The following is a 17,016-nucleotide window of genomic DNA, read 5'->3' as shown; positions in this document are numbered from 1 at the left end:
CCCGTCGATCCACACCCCCGTCGCGCGCCGGCGGGGGAACGGACAGAATCGAGGTGAACTCGGCATTCGGTGACGGTGAAAGGACGACAGGCGATGACGCTGTCCCGTCGGCAACTCCTGCGCTTCGGCGTGGCCGGCTCGGTCGCGGCCGCGGTGGGCGTGTCGGCGGTGAGCAGCGCCCGCTTCGCCGCGCCGCGCACGCTCGGCGAACCGTTCTCGCTCGGCGTCGCCTCCGGGGAGCCCACCGCCGACGGCGTGGTGCTGTGGACCCGGCTCGCGCCCGATCCACTGGCGCCCGACGGCTACGGCGGGATGCCGGTCGACCCGGTGACCGTCGACTACGAGGTCGCCGAGGACGAGCGGTTCACCAGGGTGGTGACCAGGGGTGCCGCCGTGGCGACCCGCGAGCTCGGCCACAGCGTGCATCCCGAGATCGCCGGGCTGGCACCGGATCGGTGGTACTACTACCGCTTCCGGGCCGGTTCGGCGATCTCGCCCGTCGGCCGTACCCGCACCGCACCGGCGGTGGGCGCTCCGACCAGCCGGATGCGCTTCGCCTTCGCCTCGTGCCAGTCCTGGAGTTCCGGGTACTACACCGCCTACGAGCATCTGCGCGAAGAGGACCTGGACCTGGTCGTGCATCTGGGCGACTACATCTACGAGTCGTCCTGGGTGGTCGCCCGGCGCGGCGCGACCCTGCTGCCCCAGCTCGAGGGAGAGGCGGTGAACCTGACGGGGTACCGGCTCAAGTACGCGCAGGCCAAGGCCGAGCTGCCGCTGCAGGGCGCGCACGCGGCGTTCCCCTGGCTGGTCACCTTCGACGACCACGAACTCGACAACAACTGGGCGGGCGCGCAGCCGGGCCTGGGCCTCGACGTGTACCGGCTGGCCCCGCTGTACCGGCGCCGCAAGGCCGCCGCGTTCCAGGCGATGTACGAGCACCAGCCGATGCGCCTGGCCCAGCTGCCCGCCGGTCCGAACGTGCACCTGCACCGGCGGTACCGCTTCGGCGATCTGGCCGAGTTCACCATGATCGACACCAGGCAGTACCGCGACCCGCAGGCCTGCGGGGACGGCACCGCGGTCACCGGCTGCGCGGAACGCTTCGCCACCGACCGCACGATCCTCGGCGCGGCGCAACGGGATTGGCTCGTCGACGGCCTGTCCAGCTCGCCGACGCGCTGGCAGGTGCTGGGCAATCAGGTCGCGATGGCGCAATCCGACTACGACCCGGGACCGGAGCTGCTGCTCGGCACCGACGCCTGGGACGGCTATATCGCCGATCGCAACACGGTGCTCGGCGCGGCGTCCGCGCGCGCGGCGGGCAATCTCGTCGTGATCACCGGCGACCGCCACGAGAACTACGTCGCCGATCTGCGCGGGGACTACGCCGATCCCGAATCACCGGTGGTGGCCACCGAATTCACCGGCACCTCGATCACCACCGGCGGTGACGGCGCCGACCTCACCGACGGGGGCCGGGCGCTGCTCGCCGCCAATCCGGACATGAAGTTCTACAACCGGCAGCGCGGCTACACCCGGGTCGACCTCGATCATCGGGTGTGGCGCACCGACTTCCGGGTGCTGCCGTATGTCACCCGGCCGGGTGCGCCGATCACCACCCGGGCGAGTTTCGTTGTCCAGGACGGTGTTCCGGGTGCCGAGCAGGCGTGAGGCTCACGGCACGGCGACCGGGCGCAGGCAGCTCTGCAGCGGAGTGACGATCGAGCACAGCGCGGGCTTGCGCGTCGGACGGTAGTCCGCCGGAACTCCGTCCGCCGCCGTGACAGCCCGCAGGGCCGCCACCGCGTCGGTGGGCCGCCGGGTCAGGCTCGGATCGGTGGTCGCGTCCACCGTGTACAGGCCGAAACGCGGTGCGTAGCTGCCCCATTCGTAGTTGTCGGTGAGGCTCCAGTAGTTGTAGCCGATGACGTCGATACCGTCGAGCTCGGCGCGCTGGATCCAGTACACGGTGTCGCGCAGGTGGTCGGCGCGGGTGTAGCCGTCGTGGCGCGGCGCGCCGTTCTCGGTCGGCAACCCGTTCTCCACCACGTAGATCGGCAGGCCGGGGAACTTCTCGGCGTAGGTGCGCAGGTCGTAGTAGATGCCCTCGGGTTCGATCGCGTTCTTCCACAGCTCGTCGCCGAGCAGCGCGGTGGTCGGCGGATGCTGGAGCGAGACACCGTAATAGAAGTCGATCCCGAGGTAGTCGAGCTTGTCCCGGACCCGGTCGACGAACAGCAGATCGGTCAGATTCTGCACGATCGGATACTGCGCCACATTGCTGGTCACCCGCGCGCCCGGCTGGCGCTGGTGGATGTGGTCGTAGATCTCCCGGTGCGCCCGCACCAGCCGGTCGAACATCGGCAGGGCGTCGAGCGGCCCGATGTCGCCGATCTTGATCGACTGCGCCACGTATCCCATCGGTTCGTTGATCGTCACCCACAGCGGATCGAACCCGGCGTATCGATCGACCACGCGGCGCATATTGGCCAGCCAGTCGGCGACCATCCCCTGGTTCTTCCAGCCGCCCTTGTCCGCCGCCCAGCCCGGGATCACCCAGTGATCGAGGGTGAGCATGGGCCGCATCCCGGCCGCCCGGATCTTCGCCAGGACGGCGTCGTAGAACCGGAAGTCGTCGTCGTCCCAGGTCCCCGCGCGCGGCTGCACCCGCGCCCACTCGATGCTGAGCCGGAAGACCCCTACCCCCAGTCCGGCCGCCAGGTCGATGTCCTCGGCGTAGCGGGTGTAGAAGTCGACCGAGTTCCCGTACCGGTCGCGCGCCTCCCCGGAGGTGGCGTACCGGCTCCAGTTGCTATCCGGCGCATGGCCTTCGGACTGGAACCCGGACATGGAGACGCCCCACTGGAAGTCGGCGCCGAGCGCGGGCACCCGCGTCGGGGCGGCCGCCGCACTGCCGGTGCCGGAGCCGCTGGGCGCCGCGGCCACCGGGCCGCCCCCGCCGAACACGAGGGCGATCGTCGACAGAATCGTGCACAGGATGCGCGTGCGTCTCATATCGACAGAATCTCCCCGGGTGCTCGAGCGGCTGTGAAGTCAGCAGCCCGGACTCTACTGGTCGATTGTCCAATATGCGGCGGATTCGGCGAGCTAGCGGTCGGGGGTGAAATCCTCCAGGGTCAGCTCGGGCGCCTCTGGCACCTGGACCGGACGCAGGAACGCCCAGCCGACGAACACGACCGCGACCCCGAGCATGCCCAGGCCCGCCCACAGATTCACGTCGATGCCCCCGGTCTTGGCCTCCTGGGCGGCGGGGTCCTGCACCAGCGAGGTGATCACCAGGACGACGCCGTAGCAGCCGAGCAGCGCGCCGATGATGGTGCGGATGTCGAAAAGCATGGCCCTGTCTCCTTATCCGACGACGATGTTGAGCGCGATCACCAGCACGAGCGCGATCCCCGCGAGCAGCACCGGGCGCTGGTACCAGGGCAGCGAGTCCGCGTCGGGATCGGTGCGCAGCGCCTTCGGCGTCTCGGAGTAGACCAGGCCGACCAGTTCCGCGGCCGGCTTGGGCCGGGTGACCAGGGTGACCGCCACGCTGACGGCGATGTCGACGACGAAGGCGACGCCCGCCGCGACGAAGCTCGTGCCCTGCCCGGACAGGTTCGTCACCCCGGTCTCGTTGAGCACGAACACGAACACCGCGGCCAGCGTGCCGCTGACCAGGCCGACCCAGCCCGCGGTCGGTGTCATCCGTTTCCACAGCATGCCGAGGATGAAGGTCGCGAACAGCGGCGCGTTGAAGAAGCTGAACAGCGTCTGCAGGTAGTCCATCATGTTGCTGAACCCGCCCGCGATGAACGCGGTGAAGATCGCCGCGATCGTCGCGCCGACCGTCGCCAGCCTGCCGATCCGCAGGTAGTAGCCGTCGGGCCTGCCCTTGCGGACGTACTGCTGCCACAGATCAAAACTGAACACGGTGTTGAACGCGGAGACGTTGGCCGCCATGCCCGCCATGAACGCCGCGAGCAGACCGGCCAGGCCCACACCGAGCAGCCCGTTCGGCAGGACCTCCTTCATCAGGAACAGCAGCGCCTGGTTGTAGGTGACATCGCTCTCGTAGTCGGGATTCGCGGTGACCTGCTGCTTGTACTCGATCATCTGCGGCACCAGCACCGCGCTGATCATGCCGGGGATGACCACGATCAACGGGATGAACATCTTCGGGTAGGCGCCGATGATGGGCGTGCGCTGCGCGGCCGAGATCGAGTGGGTGGCCAGCGCGCGCTGCACCTCGACGAAGTTCGTCGTCCAATAGCCGAAGGAGAGCACGAAGCCGAGGCCGAAGACGATGCCCATGATCGAGGCGAAGTTGTCGGTGAACCCGCTCATCGCGGTGCCCGGCCAGGTGCTCAGCTGATCGGCCCCGCCCGGCGAGGCGGTCACCCTGTCCTGCAAGCCTTCCCAGCCGCCGACCCGGTGCAGGCCGACCAGGGTCAGCGGCAGCAGCGCCGCCACGATCACGAAGAACTGCAGCACCTCGTTGTAGATCGCGGCCGAGAGCCCGCCCAGGGTGACATAGGACAGCACGATCGCCGCCGCCACGATCACCGAGATCCACAGCGGCCAGCCCAGCAGCACGTTGACGATGGTGCCGAGCAAATACAAGTTCACCCCGGCGATCAGCACCTGGGCCAGCGCGAAGCTCAGCGCGTTGACCAGGTGCGCGCCGGTGCCGAAGCGCCTGCGCATGAACTCCGGCACCGACCGGACCTTGGAGCCGTAGTAGAACGGCATCATCACCACGCCGAGGAACAGCATGGCGGGCACGGCGCCGATCCAGAAGTAGTTGAACGTCGGGAAGCCGTATTGGGCACCGTTGGCGGACATCCCCATGATCTCCACCGCGCCGAGGTTGGCGGAGATGAACGCCAGCCCGGTGACCCAGGCGGGCAGGGATCGGCCGGAGAGGAAGAAGTCGACGCTGGAGGACACCCGGCGCCGGGCGATCAACCCGATGCCGAGCACGAAGACGAAATACAGGGCGACGAGCGCGTAGTCGACGGGCGCGGCGTCGAGCCGCAAGGTCGACGACGCGTCGAGCGTGGTGGTGGAAACGGCAAGTGGCACAGCGTGTCCCTCCTGGCCTGGAGCCGGGCGGCGCACGGGCGTCGGTGACGACGGCGCGGGCTGCGTCGCCCGCCGAACATTCTCGGATGGATCCACTGTGCGCGCTCGCGCGCCACGTCACCCGCCGATTCGCCGATGAATGAACTTTTGTTCAGTCCAGTCTGCGTGCGCCCGCGGCCGGTTCGACGGTGAAGATCCGCGGTGCGGCGAGATCCGCCGCGGCGAATTCAGCCTCGATCCGCGCGGTGACCCGGTCGGTCGCCGCGCGGTCGACCAGCGCCAGCACGCTGCCGCCGAAACCACCGCCGACCAGGCGCGCGCCGTGCGCGCCCGCCGCCAGCGCCGCGTCGACCGCGAGATCGAGGGCGGGCGCCGACACCGCGAAATCGTCGCGCAGCGACCGGTGCGAGGCGGTGAGCAGCGCACCGACGGCCCTGGGGTCGGCACCCGAGCGCAGCCGGTCGACGACGGCGAGCACGCGCGCGTTCTCGGTGACCACATGGGTCGCCCGGCGCCGCAGCACCGGATCGGTGAGCCGGGACAGCGCGGCGGTGGTGACGTCGCGCAGGGCGGGCACCCCCAGCGCGGCGGCAGCCGCCTCGCACTGCGCCCGGCGTTCGGCGTACGCGCCGTCGGCGAGGTCGTGCGGGTGGCCGGTGTCGGCGACGAGCAGGGCCAGGTCCGCGGCCGGGAGATCGAACGGAATCTGTTCCACCGCACCCGGTTCCGGGCCGTCGGGCGCGGTGTAGGCGCGGACGTCGAGGAACAGCGCGTGACCCGCTGTGCACAGGATGGCGGCGGACTGGTCGAGCACCCCGGTCGGCACCCCGGCGAACTCGTTCTCCGCCGCGCGGGCGATCTCGACGACGGCGCGATCGGTGAGACCCGGGGCGAACAGATCCCGCAGCGCCACCGTCACCGCGCAGCACAGCGCCGCCGAGGACGACAACCCCGCCCCGATCGGCACGGCACCGTCGACGTCGAGGCGCACCCCCGCGATCGGATACCCACGGCGCACGAACTCGACCACGACGCCGAGCGGATACCGCGCCCAGCCGGGCACCCGATCACGCTGCGCGGCAAGCTCGTCCACGGCGACCGCGACGACCTCGCCGGGGCGCTGCGCCGAGGTGAGCCGGACCCGGCCGTCGGCGGTGGGCCCGGCCGCGCAGACGACCCCGAGCGACAGGGCGATGGGCAGCACGAACCCGTCGTTGTAGTCGGTGTGCTCACCGATGAGGTTGACCCGGCCCGGGGCGATCCACCTGTCCATCCTTCGGCTCCTCCGTACTCGTCGACGCTGCGGCGATCCCACCACACACCGTGCCGGCGCGGCACCGGACATCGGGTACCGAATCGGTATCCGGCAATGCCGTCAAGGGCACGACAACCGGGGACCGGACGTGTCATGATCGACTGAGTTGTAAAGGTTTTGAGCGTCTCTCACGTTCGATCGGCGCTCGTCGCGTGCGCAGCAGGATCGAGGGGGGCCGATGACCATCAGCGAGACACGCCAGCGGAGCCCACGCTGGTACGCGCTCGTGCTCGGCGCGGCGGGGGCCGCGCTGCTCGCACCGCTGCTCGGCCCGCGGTCGCTGTCGTTCCTGCTGCTGGTCCTGATCGTCGCGGGCAGTCTGGCCATGATCGGCGTCGGCCTGTACAGCCACCGGCCCGCCCACCGGGTGCCCTGGTATCTGCTGGCCGCGTCCGTCCCGCTGTTCGCCTCGGGCACCGCGATACGCGAACTCGGTCTGCACGATACGTGGCATCCGATCGACGATCTGTGTACCGCCGCCGCCTACCTGTGCCTCGGCCTGGCGGCGGTGGGCTGGCTGCAACCGCGCCGGGTCGCGGGCGCCCGGGATCTGTGGCTGGACTCGATGCTGATCGGGCTCAGCGCGCTGCTGGCCTCGTGGACGTTCCTGATCTCCCCGATCCTGGCCGACCCCAACGGTTTCGACACCGTGCTGGCCGCGAGCTTTCCGGTGATCGACGCGCTGCTGCTCACCGTGCTCGCGCATTCGCTGGCCACCGTGGTCCGCAGCGAGACCGCGCTGCGGCTGCTGCAGGCGGCGCTGATCGCGGTCCTCGTCGGCGGCCTGCTGGAAAGCCTCACCGCCGCGGGCACGGTCCTGGTCGACAGCGGGTTCGCGCTGGTGCCCCAGCAGTGGGCGTACCTGCTGGCCGGGCTGGCCGCGCTGCACCCGACCATGGGCGTGACCCACGTGGCCGACGACGCGCACCCGCACCGGTCCCGCAGGCGCGCCGGGGTGATCGCGGTGGCCCTGGTCGCCGCGTCGCTGGTGAGCGTGGTCGGCGCCGATCTCGGTCCGGGTGACCGGGTGGTGATCTGCCTGCTGCTCACCTCCCTGCTGGTCGGCGTGCTGGTGCGCAGTGAACGCGCGATCGCCCGCAGCCTGCGCAGCGAGCGCCGCGCCCAGTACCAGGCCGACCACGATCTGCTCACCGGGCTGTTCAACCGGGCCGCGCTGCTGCGGGCGCCGCACCGGCACCGCCGGGAGTGGGCCGGAAAACCGTTGTGCCTGTTGTTCATCGACCTCGACGGCTTCAAGATGGTCAACGACAGCTACGGGCACGCGGTCGGCGACGAGCTGATCGCCGAGGCCGCCGCCCGCATCCGCCGCACGGCCCGGCGCAGCGATGTGGCGGCCCGCTACGGCGGCGACGAGTTCGTCGTGCTCGCCGCCCGTGGGCGGGCCGAGGCGGCCGTGCTCGCCCAGCAGTTGCTCGGCGCGTTCGTCCGCCCGTTCGACCTGAGCTGCGGCGAGATCCCCATCACCGCGAGCATCGGCGTCGCCTGCGTGAGCACCCGGCCGACCGACTCCACGGTCTACGACCTCATCCGCGCCGCGGACGCCGCCATGTACCACGCCAAGGAGTACCGCCTCGGCCTCGCCTTCCACGACGGCCTGCGCCAGAACACCGGGCCCCGGGTCCTGCGCAGTACCGGAAACCCCACCAGCACAGCGGTATAGAGCTGTGCGGGCGGGGCGATGCTCAGTCTCCTAGTTCGGCGAGGAGCCTTTTGGCCGCCTCCAGTTCGGCCTGCAGCTGGGCGACCTTGGCCTGCTGCGCGCCGCGCGCGGCCTCCAGGATGCCCGCCACGACTTCCTCGACCTCCGGGTGCAGGATCTTGGCGGCCTGGGCGACGGCGCCACTGCTCACCGCCAGCCCCTTCACGCTGCGCTTCTTGCCGTTGACCACGTCGACGGTCCACTCGCCGTCGGCGGAGCCGGTGAGGGTGACGGTCACCTCGGGCGCCTTGGGCTTGCGCGCGGCCGGGGTCTTCGCCGCCGCCGGACGCGGTGTCGCCGGCTTGGGCGCGGCGGACTCGTCGGGGACGGGCGCGAGCGACCGAGGAGCGGGCGGCGTCGGTGCGGCGCTCGGCAGGGTCGACGGCTGGGTCACAGTGTGGTCCTTTCGATTGCTCGGCTCGGGGACACTCTCCGGGCGGGTCCGCGAGGATCCGCCCGGCGCTACGGTAGTCGCGCGGGCCGGCTTGGTCAGCGTCACCTCGCTCGGTCCGAACGACAGCACATCTTTGGAACCGGTGGGCTTCACCTGCAGGAAGTCGCCGTCGGCCGGGTCGCCGAGGGCGACGACCTTGCCCGACTTGCCCTCCGCGACACCGACGGCGGCGGCGGTGAACCACACCATCGGCGGTTTCCCGTCGGCCAGCTCACCCGCGATGCGCGCGAGCTCGGCCTCGGACAGTACCTGCGGGGCGGATCGGCGGGATGCGGACTTGGTGCTCGGCGAGGACATCGTGGACTCCGGAAGGTTGGTGCGTTCTACAGCGTGGTGTGCTGGAGATGATGCCGCACGCCACCGACATGTTCCGGGCGAGCCCACCGTCGCGGCCCGAAAACCCGTCCGATGACGGGCTTGTCGGACCGTCGCGCGATCAGCCGCGGGTGGCGTTGCCCGCGGTCGTCGGGCGGATGTTCGCGCGCACCGCGGCGACATCGGGGTACCCGTTGACCGCCATCAGCAGATCCGCCTCGGCCGCGTAGCTGCGCAGCAGGTGCACCAGCCCGCGGACCCCGCCCAGCGCCAGCCCGTACACGTACGGCCTGCCGAGCCCGACCATGGTCGCGCCGAGGCCGAGCGCCTTGACCACGTCGGCGCCGGAACGCACGCCGGAGTCGAACAGCACCGGCACCCGGTCGTCACACGCCGCGACGACGCCGGGCAGCGTCTCCAGCGCGCTGAGCCCGCCGTTGGCCTGGCGCCCACCGTGATTGGAGCAGTAGATGCCGTCGGCGCCGAAGTCGATCGCCTTGCGCGCGTCCTCGGGATGCGAGATGCCCTTGAGGATGATCGGCAGATCGGTGAGCGAGCGCAGCCAGGTCAGGTCGTCCCAGGTCAGGGAATTGCCGAAGGTCGCGATCCAGTGCAGGACAATCAGCTTCGGGTCGTCGGAGCCGACCATCGCCTGGAACACCGGGTCGCTGGTGTAGTTCTTCAGCACGTGCCCGCGCAGCTGGGGGAAGTTGCCGCTGGACAGGTCGCGCGGCCGCCAGCCGGGCACCCAGGTGTCGAGGGTGACGGTGATGCCCGCGTACCCGGCGGCCTCGGCGCGACGCACCAGGCTCTCGGCCAGCTCCCGGTTCTTCGGCGTGTACAGCTGGAAGAACGACGGTGTGTCGCCCGCGTGCGGCCGCACGTCCTCGAGCGGGTCCTCCATCAGGGTCGAGAACATCGCGGGCACACCGGTTTTGGCCGACGCCTGCGCCACCGCGATGTCACCGTGGCCGTTCTCGCCGACCAGCCCGATCACGCCGACCGGCGCCAGGAACAGCGGGCTGGCGAAGGTGTGCCCGAAGGCGGTGACGGTGAGGTCGCGCTCGGTCGCCCCGACCAGCATCCGGGGCACCAGGCCCCAGTCCGCGAAGGCCTCGGCGTTGCGGCGCTGGGTGAGCTCGTCGCCCGCGCCACCGGCGATGTAGTTCAGCAGGGTATCCGGCAACGCGGCGGTCGCCTTGCGCTCGAGCGTCGCGTAGTCCATGGGAAATTCGGGCAGGTTCCCACCGAGCGCGGCCAGGTAGATCTCGTTCTGATAGTCGGCGAACTGACTCATCGCTGAACTTTCGCATGCGAGCCGTGGTTCACAGACCCCAGGGGGGATGTAAGGTGCGTCATACTCGTAAGTAGACAGCAGCGTACCCAGCAGCACGTTCCGAGATTGTGAGTGCCCCTGTCGTGACCCTCGTCGAACACTCGGCCGCACCCGCCGACCCGGACGTTCTCCTCGCTCAGCGCATTACCAACGGTGCCATCCGCTACCTGACCCTCCTCGCCTGTGGGCTCTCCCAGGACTCGATGGACCTGCTCACCTCGGTGACCGACCGACTACGGGCTGCCGAGGGTGCTTTACGCGATCCCCTCACCGCCGATCTCGGCTTCGACTGATCACCGCAGGCGCGCGGTGAGCGCGGCCAGGTCCGCCAGCCGGTGCGCACGCGCGATCTCGGCGGGCGTGAACGGTTCGTCGGGGCGGACGAAGCCCCAGCGACCGTCGTCGCGTTCGAGTTCGAGCACGGTGCCCTCGCCCACATCGCCCGCGTCGGGCGTGCCCGGCGCGAGATAGCGCGCACCGAGCAATTCGGCGACAGCCAAGGGTAATTCGTCCGGATCGCCCACTATGCGGGCCGCGATGGCCAGCGCCTTGGTCTGGCCGTCGATCAGCGACAGCACCGTGGCTGGCCAGACCCGCACGCCCGAACCACCCGCCTGCACCACCGCCGAGGTGAGGCTGTGCACGGTGACCCCCTCGGGCGCGGCGACGACGAGTTCGTCGAGCACCGCGTCCTCGAGCTGATGCACGTGCACGGTCAGGATGTTGGCCTCGCGATGGGCCAGGTGTTTGGCCAGCGTCTCCAGTGCGCCCGGCCGATCCGCCAGCCTGACCCGGATCCGCCACAGTGCCTGCGCCTCGTCGATCCGGTCCCGGTGCCGGAGTTCCGGGCCGTGCAGCCAGCCGCCCAGCATGCGCATCGCGCCCGGTTCGACCACCCAGATGACCAGGATCGTGGTGGTGATCGTCAGCAGGGCGACGGTGAGCAGGTAGGGCGGGTGCAGGTGGATCACCAGCGCGTGCAGCGCCAGCTCCACCGGGAACACCGCCGCCAATTTGGCCAGCGCCAGCCGGGTGCGGCGCGGGTGCGGCAGCCGCCCGCACACCTCGCAGGCCAGGGCCGTGACACGGGGTCGCACTGCGATTCGCCACATGCGGGTCAGCGTCACCCGCGCACATGTCGATCTTCGACGTGACACGTAAACGGGGCGTGACAGCCACTCCGAAACCGCTTGACCTGCAACGTCTTCCACGGTGATGCCCGCCACGCGCAGCGCGCGGATGTGACCGCGGGCACCTTCGGTCCGGCCGTGACCCGTGATAGGCGGCGGCAACGATTGTGACTCGCCTCACCAAAAACGGTTGACAAAGCCACACAATCGGGCATAAAACAACATGAGTACACATTCACCGAAGCGGAGGAACCCATGTACGCCGAGGAACGGCAGCAGGCGATCGCGGCCCTGATCGGGCATCGCGGGCGGGTCTCCGTCGCCGAACTGGCCGACCAGTACGGGGTCACCACCGAGACCGTGCGGCGCGACCTCGCCGTGCTGGACCGGCTCGGCCTGATCCGGCGCGTGCACGGCGGCGCGGTCGGGGCGGGCGCGCTGACCACCATCGAGCTGGGCACCGCCGAACGCGACAGCACCCGCGCCGCCGAGAAGGACCGCATCGCCGTGCTGGCCCAGCGCTTCCTGCCCGCGTCCGGCGGCAGCGTGCTGTTCGACGCCGGCACGACGGCGGCCAGGGTGGCCGCCGAGCTGCCCACCGATCTCGACCTCGTCGCGGTCACCAACTCGCTGCCGATCGCCACCCGGCTCACCGGCTTCGCCGGGGTGCGGGTGCACCTGCTCGGTGGGCGGGTGCGCGGGGTCACCCAGGCGGCCGTCGGCGCCGAGACGCTGCGCCTGCTCGGTGAGCTGCGCGTTGATGTCGCCTTCGTCGGCACCAACGCGCTCACCGTCCGGCACGGGCTGTCCACGCCCGATCCCGAGGAGGCCGCGGTGAAGCGCGCGATGATCGCCGCCGCCGACCGGGTCGTGGTGGTCGCCGACGCGGGCAAGGTCGGCCGGGAGGACTTCGTGCGCTTCGGCAGCACCGATGACATCGACGTGCTGGTCACCGATACCGAGATTCCGGCCACCGCGCACGCGGACCTGGTCGCGGCGGGTATCGAGGTGGTGCTCGCATGATCGTCACCCTGACCGCGAACCCGAGTGTGGACCGGACGGTCACGCTCACCGAGCCGTTGCGGCGCGGACAGGTGCATCGGGCCGCCGGGGTCACCGCGCAGCCCGGTGGCAAGGGCGTCAATGTCGCGCGGGTCGTCGCCGCCGGTGGCGCGCCGGTGGTGGCCGTGCTGCCCGGCGCCGAGGACGATCCGGTCGTGCACGGATTGCGCACGGCGGGAATCGGTTTCCGCACGGTGCCGGTGCCGGGCGAGCCGCGGGTGAATCTGACGATCGCCGAAACCGACGGCACCACCACCAAGATCAACGCACCCGGCCGCCCGCTGACCGGCCGCGAGCTGGCCGCGCTGACGACGGTGCTGGTCGAGCTGAGCGCTGAGGCGGCGTGGATCGTGCTGTCCGGTTCGTTGCCGCCCGGGGTGCCGGTCGACTGGTACGCCGAACTGGTCACCACGCTGTGCGCGCCTCCGAACGGGGCGGCCCGCACCCGGATCGCGGTCGACACCTCCGACGCGCCGCTGCTGGCCCTGTTCGCCGAATCAGCATGCACCGCACCCGATCTCATCAAGCCGAACTCCGACGAACTCGCCCAGCTGACCGGGCTCGACCCGGTCGAGCTCAACGATCCCGTAGCCGCCGCCACGGCCGCCGCGAGCCTGATCGATCGCGGGGTCGGCGCGGTGCTGGCGACCCTCGGCGCGGCAGGCGCGGTGCTGGTCACCGCCGAGGACGCCTGGTTCGCCGCTGCCCCGCCGATCGTGCCGCGCAGCACCGTCGGCGCGGGCGACTCCGCCCTCGCGGGCTATCTGCTCGCCGATCTGGCCGGCGCGGACCCGGCCGACCGGCTGCGCGCCGCCGTCGCCTACGGCAGCGCGGCCACCGCACTGCCGGGCACCGAACTGCCCGGTCCGGCCGACATCGCGCTCGACGCCGTCACCGCCCGCCCCCTGCCGACCAGCTGACCGTTCCACCCCCACTCGCGAAAGACACCACGATGGCCGATTCGATCATCACCACCGACCTGATCACGCTCGACGCCGAGCTCGGTGCCGACAAGGACGCGGTGATCACCGCGCTCGCGGGCGAGCTCGCCGCGGCGGGCCGCGCGAGCGACGCCGCCGCCGTGAGCCGGGCGGCGCTGGACCGGGAAGCGCAGTCGGCCACCGGACTCCCCGGCGGCATCGCCATCCCGCACTGCCGATCGGCGGCCGTCACCAGCGCGTCCCTCGCCTTCGCCCGCCTCTCCCCCGGCGTCGACTTCGGCGCCCCCGACGGCCCCGCCGACCTGGTGTTCCTGATCGCTGCCCCCGAGGGAGCGGGCGCCGAACACATGAAACTGCTGTCGTCCCTGGCCCGCGCGCTCGTCCGCCCGGCCTTCGTCGCCGACCTGCGATCGGCCGCGACCCCCGCCCACGTCGTCGCCCTGGTCGACGGCGTCATCAACCCACCGCCCGCCACAGGACAGCAACGCCCAGCGGCCACAGCCGGTGTCGCGCCCGGTGGCGACGCAACAGCCGCTGGCTCCGCAGCGAAGGGCGCCGGCGAGGGAAGCGGTGCCGCCGCAGCCGACAGCGCCGGAGCCACCGAGGGCACAGCAATAACCGACACCGCACACGCGGACACGGCCACTGCCACAGGTGCCGCACCAACCGACAGCGCCGCAGCTACCGAGGGCACAGCGACAACCGACACCGCACAGGCGGAGAGCTCGGCAGGGGCCGCGGCAGCAGGCAATGCCACTGCCATCGGTGCGGCGGCGGCCGACCGTGTTGCAGGGAGCAGGGGCGCAGCGACCACCAACGCCGCAGCCGCTGATGAATCCTCAGCAGGCGCCGATGTGCGCGGTGGGTCGAGCGCCCCGAGTTCCGCAGTCGGTGGTGTGACGCAGGCAGGAACAGCTCCGACTGCCGAAACAGGCAGCACCGCAGAGACTTCCGTCGGAAGCGTGACCGGAGGACGGCGGCTGCGGATCGTCGCGGTGACCGCCTGTCCGACCGGCATCGCGCACACCTATATGGCCGCCGACTCTCTTGTCGCCGCCGGTGAGCGCGCCGGGGTCGACGTGGCCGTCGAGACCCAGGGATCCAGTGGCGGCGACAAGCTGGACCCCGCCACGATCGCGGCGGCCGACGCGGTCATCTTCGCGACCGATGTGGGGGTGAAGGATCGGGGCAGGTTCGCGGGCAAGCCGGTGGTCGAGTCGGGCGTCAAACGGGCCATCAACGAGCCGGACACGATGATCGCGGAGGCCGTCGCGGCGAGCGCGGCCCCGGGTGCGGCGACGGTGGGCGGCACGGCACCGGCACCGGCGGCCTCGGCGGCCAAGGGCATAGGCTGGGGCACGCGGCTGCGGCAGATCCTGCTCACCGGGGTCAGCTACATGATCCCGTTCGTCGCGGCGGGCGGTCTGCTGATCGCACTGAGCTTCCTGCTCGGCGGGTACGAGATCTCCGACAGCGCGAAGGACATCGTGCTGAACAACTCGATCACCGATCTGCCCGACGGTGGCCTCGGCACCTACTTCGGCGCGGTCCTGTTCCAGATCGGCGCGCTGGCGTTCGGCTTCCTGGTGCCCGCGCTGGCGGGGTACATCGCCTTCGCGATCGCCGACCGGCCAGGTCTCGCACCGGGTTTCACGGCGGGCGCGATCGCGGTGTTCGTCGGGGCGGGATTCCTGGGCGGTCTGGTCGGCGGGCTGGTCGCCGGGTTCGCGGCGCTGTGGGTCGGCAGGCTGCCGGTGCCGACGTGGGCGCGCGGCCTGATGCCGGTGGTCGTGATTCCGCTGCTCGCCTCGCTGATCGTCGGCGTGGCCATGTTCGTGCTGCTCGGCAAGCCGCTCGCGGCCGTGACCAGCGGACTCACCGACTGGCTCAACGGCCTGTCCGGCACCTCCGCGGTCGCGCTCGGTGTCATCCTGGGCGTGATGATGTGCTTCGACCTGGGCGGGCCCGTCAACAAGGCCGCGTACTCCTTCGCCGCGGCAGGCCTGTCGGTGACCGATCCCGCGACGCTGCGGGTCATGGCCGCGGTGATGGCCGCGGGCATGGTGCCGCCGCTGGCGATGGCGCTGTCGACCACCGTGCGCCCGCGCCTCTACACCGAGGCCGAGCGAGAGAACGGCAAGGCCGCCTGGCTGCTGGGCGCCTCGTTCATCTCCGAGGGCGCGATCCCGTTCGCCGCGGCCGACCCGCTGCGCGTGCTGCCCTCGATGATGCTCGGCGGCGCGGTCACCGGCGGCCTGGTGATGGCCACCGGCGTGACGCTGAGCGCACCGCACGGCGGCATCTTCGTGTTCTTCGCGATCGGCCACCTCGGCTGGTTCGTGCTGGCGCTGCTGGCGGGCACCGTGGTCGCCGCGCTGAGCGTCACCCTCGCCAAGGAGTTCACCCGCACGCAGTCCGCGTCCCCCGTCCGCACCACCGCGTAACCCGTTCACACACAAGGAGATATCCCATGGCCAGCACCACCGTCACCGTCGGCTCCTCGGTCGGCCTGCACGCCCGTCCCGCCGCCCTGATCGCCGAGGCGGTCGGCGCGGCCGGGGTTCCGGTCACCATCGCGCTGGTCGGCGGCGAGCCGGTCGACGCGGGTTCGGCGCTGATGATCATGACCCTCGGCGCCGGTCAGGGCGCCGAAGTGGTGATCACCAGCGACGACCAGCCGACCCTGGACAAGATCACCGAACTGGTCGCCAGCGACCTCGACGCCTGAACCCTCGCGGCCACCCGCGCGTCGGGTGGCCGCGGCGTGCGCCCGCCTTCGCCGACAGGCGTGATCGCGTGACCCCCGGGTACATTCGAGGAGCTCGTACTTCAGTTCTCTCGAAAGGCCCTCCGCCCTATGGGTACTCGCTGGCTACGTCGCCTTTCCCCCGCCCCCGGCGCGGAATCCCGGAAGCTGGTCTGCTTCCCGCACGCAGGCGGTTCGGCCCTCGCGTACGGGCCGCTGGCCAAGTCGATCGGCGCCGACTTCGACGTGCTCGCCGTGCAGTACCCCGGGCGGCAGGACCGGCGGCAGGAACCGCTGGTGGACAGCATCTCCGGCCTCGTCGACGGGCTGCTGCCCGAGCTGATCGAGGCGCTCGACGGCGACGAGAACTTCTTCGCCTTCGGCCACAGCATGGGCTCGGTGGTCGCCTTCGAGACCTGCCGGCGGCTGGAGCAGGCGGGCTCGACCGCGCGCGTGCTGTTCGCCTCCGGCCGCCGCGCCCCGTCGGCCCCGCAGCCGGGAACCGTGCATCTGCTGGGCGATCGGGAACTGGCCGCGCAGCTGCTCGAGTTCGGCGGCACCCCACCGGCGCTGCTCGCCGATCCCGAGTTCCGTCAGCTCATCCTCTCGATCACGCGCAACGACTATCGCGCCATCGAGACCTACACGTGCGCCACGGAGACCACCGTGGCCAGCCCGATCGTCGCGCTGGCCGGCGCGGACGACGCCGACGCGCAGCTCGCCGACATCCAGGCCTGGGGCACGCACACCACCGGCGACTTCACCGCGACCACGTTCCCCGGTGGCCACTTCTACCTCGACGCGAACCTCGACGGCATCGGCGGCCTGATCCGCGAGCACAGCGCACGGGCCCTGGCCCGCTAGCCGGGTGGCCGGGTGAGCGCGGCGCTCACCCGGCCGCCCGGT

The 17,016-nt window shown here is 71.1% G+C and carries 15 protein-coding genes; 8 read left to right on the top strand and 7 right to left on the bottom strand.

The annotated features are described in order from the left end of the window. Positions 1-93: 93 nt before the first annotated feature. Complete coding sequence (locus AB0H54_RS07945) at positions 94-1,674, top strand: alkaline phosphatase D family protein (RefSeq protein ID WP_357343662.1); 1,581 nt, start codon at positions 94-96, stop codon at positions 1,672-1,674. Positions 1,675-1,677: 3 nt separating this feature from the next. Here AB0H54_RS07945 and AB0H54_RS07940 read toward each other — a convergent pair whose 3' ends face one another. From AB0H54_RS07940 to galK, 4 genes are all read right to left on the bottom strand, one after another. Continuing rightward, positions 1,678-3,018 (bottom strand): family 1 glycosylhydrolase, encoded by a 1,341-nt coding sequence (locus tag AB0H54_RS07940; RefSeq protein WP_357343660.1) that lies wholly within the window; start codon positions 3,016-3,018, stop codon positions 1,678-1,680. A 93-nt stretch (positions 3,019-3,111) separates the two neighbouring features. Continuing rightward, on the bottom strand, positions 3,112-3,360 hold the full coding sequence (locus AB0H54_RS07935) for a hypothetical protein (protein WP_357343658.1): 249 nt from the start codon (positions 3,358-3,360) through the stop codon (positions 3,112-3,114). 12 nt (positions 3,361-3,372) lie between these two features. Next, positions 3,373-5,091, bottom strand: a complete 1,719-nt coding sequence (locus tag AB0H54_RS07930) for a sodium:solute symporter family protein (protein WP_357343656.1) — start codon at positions 5,089-5,091, stop codon at positions 3,373-3,375. A gap of 151 nt (positions 5,092-5,242) precedes the next feature. After that, positions 5,243-6,364: a galactokinase gene (galK, locus tag AB0H54_RS07925; protein ID WP_357343654.1), complete on the bottom strand. Its 1,122-nt coding sequence runs from the start codon at positions 6,362-6,364 to the stop codon at positions 5,243-5,245. 220 nt (positions 6,365-6,584) lie between these two features. On the opposite strand from galK, the gene AB0H54_RS07920 reads away from it, so the two are divergent. After that, on the top strand, positions 6,585-8,087 hold the full coding sequence (locus tag AB0H54_RS07920) for a GGDEF domain-containing protein (protein WP_357343652.1): 1,503 nt from the start codon (positions 6,585-6,587) through the stop codon (positions 8,085-8,087). A gap of 22 nt (positions 8,088-8,109) precedes the next feature. Here AB0H54_RS07920 and AB0H54_RS07915 read toward each other — a convergent pair whose 3' ends face one another. Both AB0H54_RS07915 and AB0H54_RS07910 read right to left on the bottom strand, forming a co-directional pair. Then, positions 8,110-8,877 carry a DUF6319 family protein gene (locus AB0H54_RS07915; protein ID WP_355280796.1) on the bottom strand — a complete coding sequence of 256 codons (768 nt, stop codon included), beginning with the start codon at positions 8,875-8,877 and terminating at the stop codon, positions 8,110-8,112. Positions 8,878-9,016: 139 nt separating this feature from the next. Beyond that, complete coding sequence (locus tag AB0H54_RS07910) at positions 9,017-10,192, bottom strand: alpha-hydroxy-acid oxidizing protein (protein WP_357343649.1); 1,176 nt, start codon at positions 10,190-10,192, stop codon at positions 9,017-9,019. Positions 10,193-10,299: 107 nt separating this feature from the next. On the opposite strand from AB0H54_RS07910, the gene AB0H54_RS07905 reads away from it, so the two are divergent. Further along, positions 10,300-10,524, top strand: coding sequence for a hypothetical protein (locus AB0H54_RS07905; protein WP_355280793.1), 225 nt, complete (start codon positions 10,300-10,302; stop codon positions 10,522-10,524). Here AB0H54_RS07905 and AB0H54_RS07900 read toward each other — a convergent pair whose 3' ends face one another. After that, positions 10,525-11,343 carry an amino acid-binding protein gene (locus AB0H54_RS07900; protein ID WP_357343647.1) on the bottom strand — a complete coding sequence of 273 codons (819 nt, stop codon included), beginning with the start codon at positions 11,341-11,343 and terminating at the stop codon, positions 10,525-10,527. A gap of 273 nt (positions 11,344-11,616) precedes the next feature. On the opposite strand from AB0H54_RS07900, the gene AB0H54_RS07895 reads away from it, so the two are divergent. The 5 genes from AB0H54_RS07895 to AB0H54_RS07875 all read left to right on the top strand — a co-directional run bounded on the left by AB0H54_RS07895 (position 11,617) and on the right by AB0H54_RS07875 (position 16,974). Continuing rightward, a complete protein-coding gene (locus tag AB0H54_RS07895; protein ID WP_357343645.1) occupies positions 11,617-12,384 on the top strand; it encodes a DeoR/GlpR family DNA-binding transcription regulator in 768 nt (255 codons plus the stop codon). Continuing rightward, on the top strand, positions 12,381-13,343 hold the full coding sequence (locus AB0H54_RS07890) for a 1-phosphofructokinase family hexose kinase (protein ID WP_357343643.1): 963 nt from the start codon (positions 12,381-12,383) through the stop codon (positions 13,341-13,343). Before AB0H54_RS07895 ends, AB0H54_RS07890 begins: the two co-directional genes overlap by 4 nt. Positions 13,344-13,375: 32 nt before the next feature. After that, a complete protein-coding gene (locus AB0H54_RS07885) occupies positions 13,376-15,808 on the top strand; it encodes a fructose-specific PTS transporter subunit EIIC (protein WP_357343641.1) in 2,433 nt (810 codons plus the stop codon). A gap of 26 nt (positions 15,809-15,834) precedes the next feature. Next, on the top strand, positions 15,835-16,092 hold the full coding sequence (locus AB0H54_RS07880) for an HPr family phosphocarrier protein (RefSeq protein ID WP_357343639.1): 258 nt from the start codon (positions 15,835-15,837) through the stop codon (positions 16,090-16,092). 129 nt (positions 16,093-16,221) lie between these two features. Further along, positions 16,222-16,974 (top strand): alpha/beta fold hydrolase, encoded by a 753-nt coding sequence (locus AB0H54_RS07875; RefSeq protein ID WP_357343637.1) that lies wholly within the window; start codon positions 16,222-16,224, stop codon positions 16,972-16,974. The last annotated feature ends 42 nt before the right edge of the window (positions 16,975-17,016 follow it).

The sequence above is a fragment of the Nocardia sp. NPDC050718 genome (assembly GCF_040654235.1).
Classification (GTDB): Bacteria; Actinomycetota; Actinomycetes; order Mycobacteriales; family Mycobacteriaceae; genus Nocardia.
The sequence above is the reverse complement of the archived record's forward strand: the minus strand, read 5'-3'. Positions and strand labels throughout refer to the sequence as shown.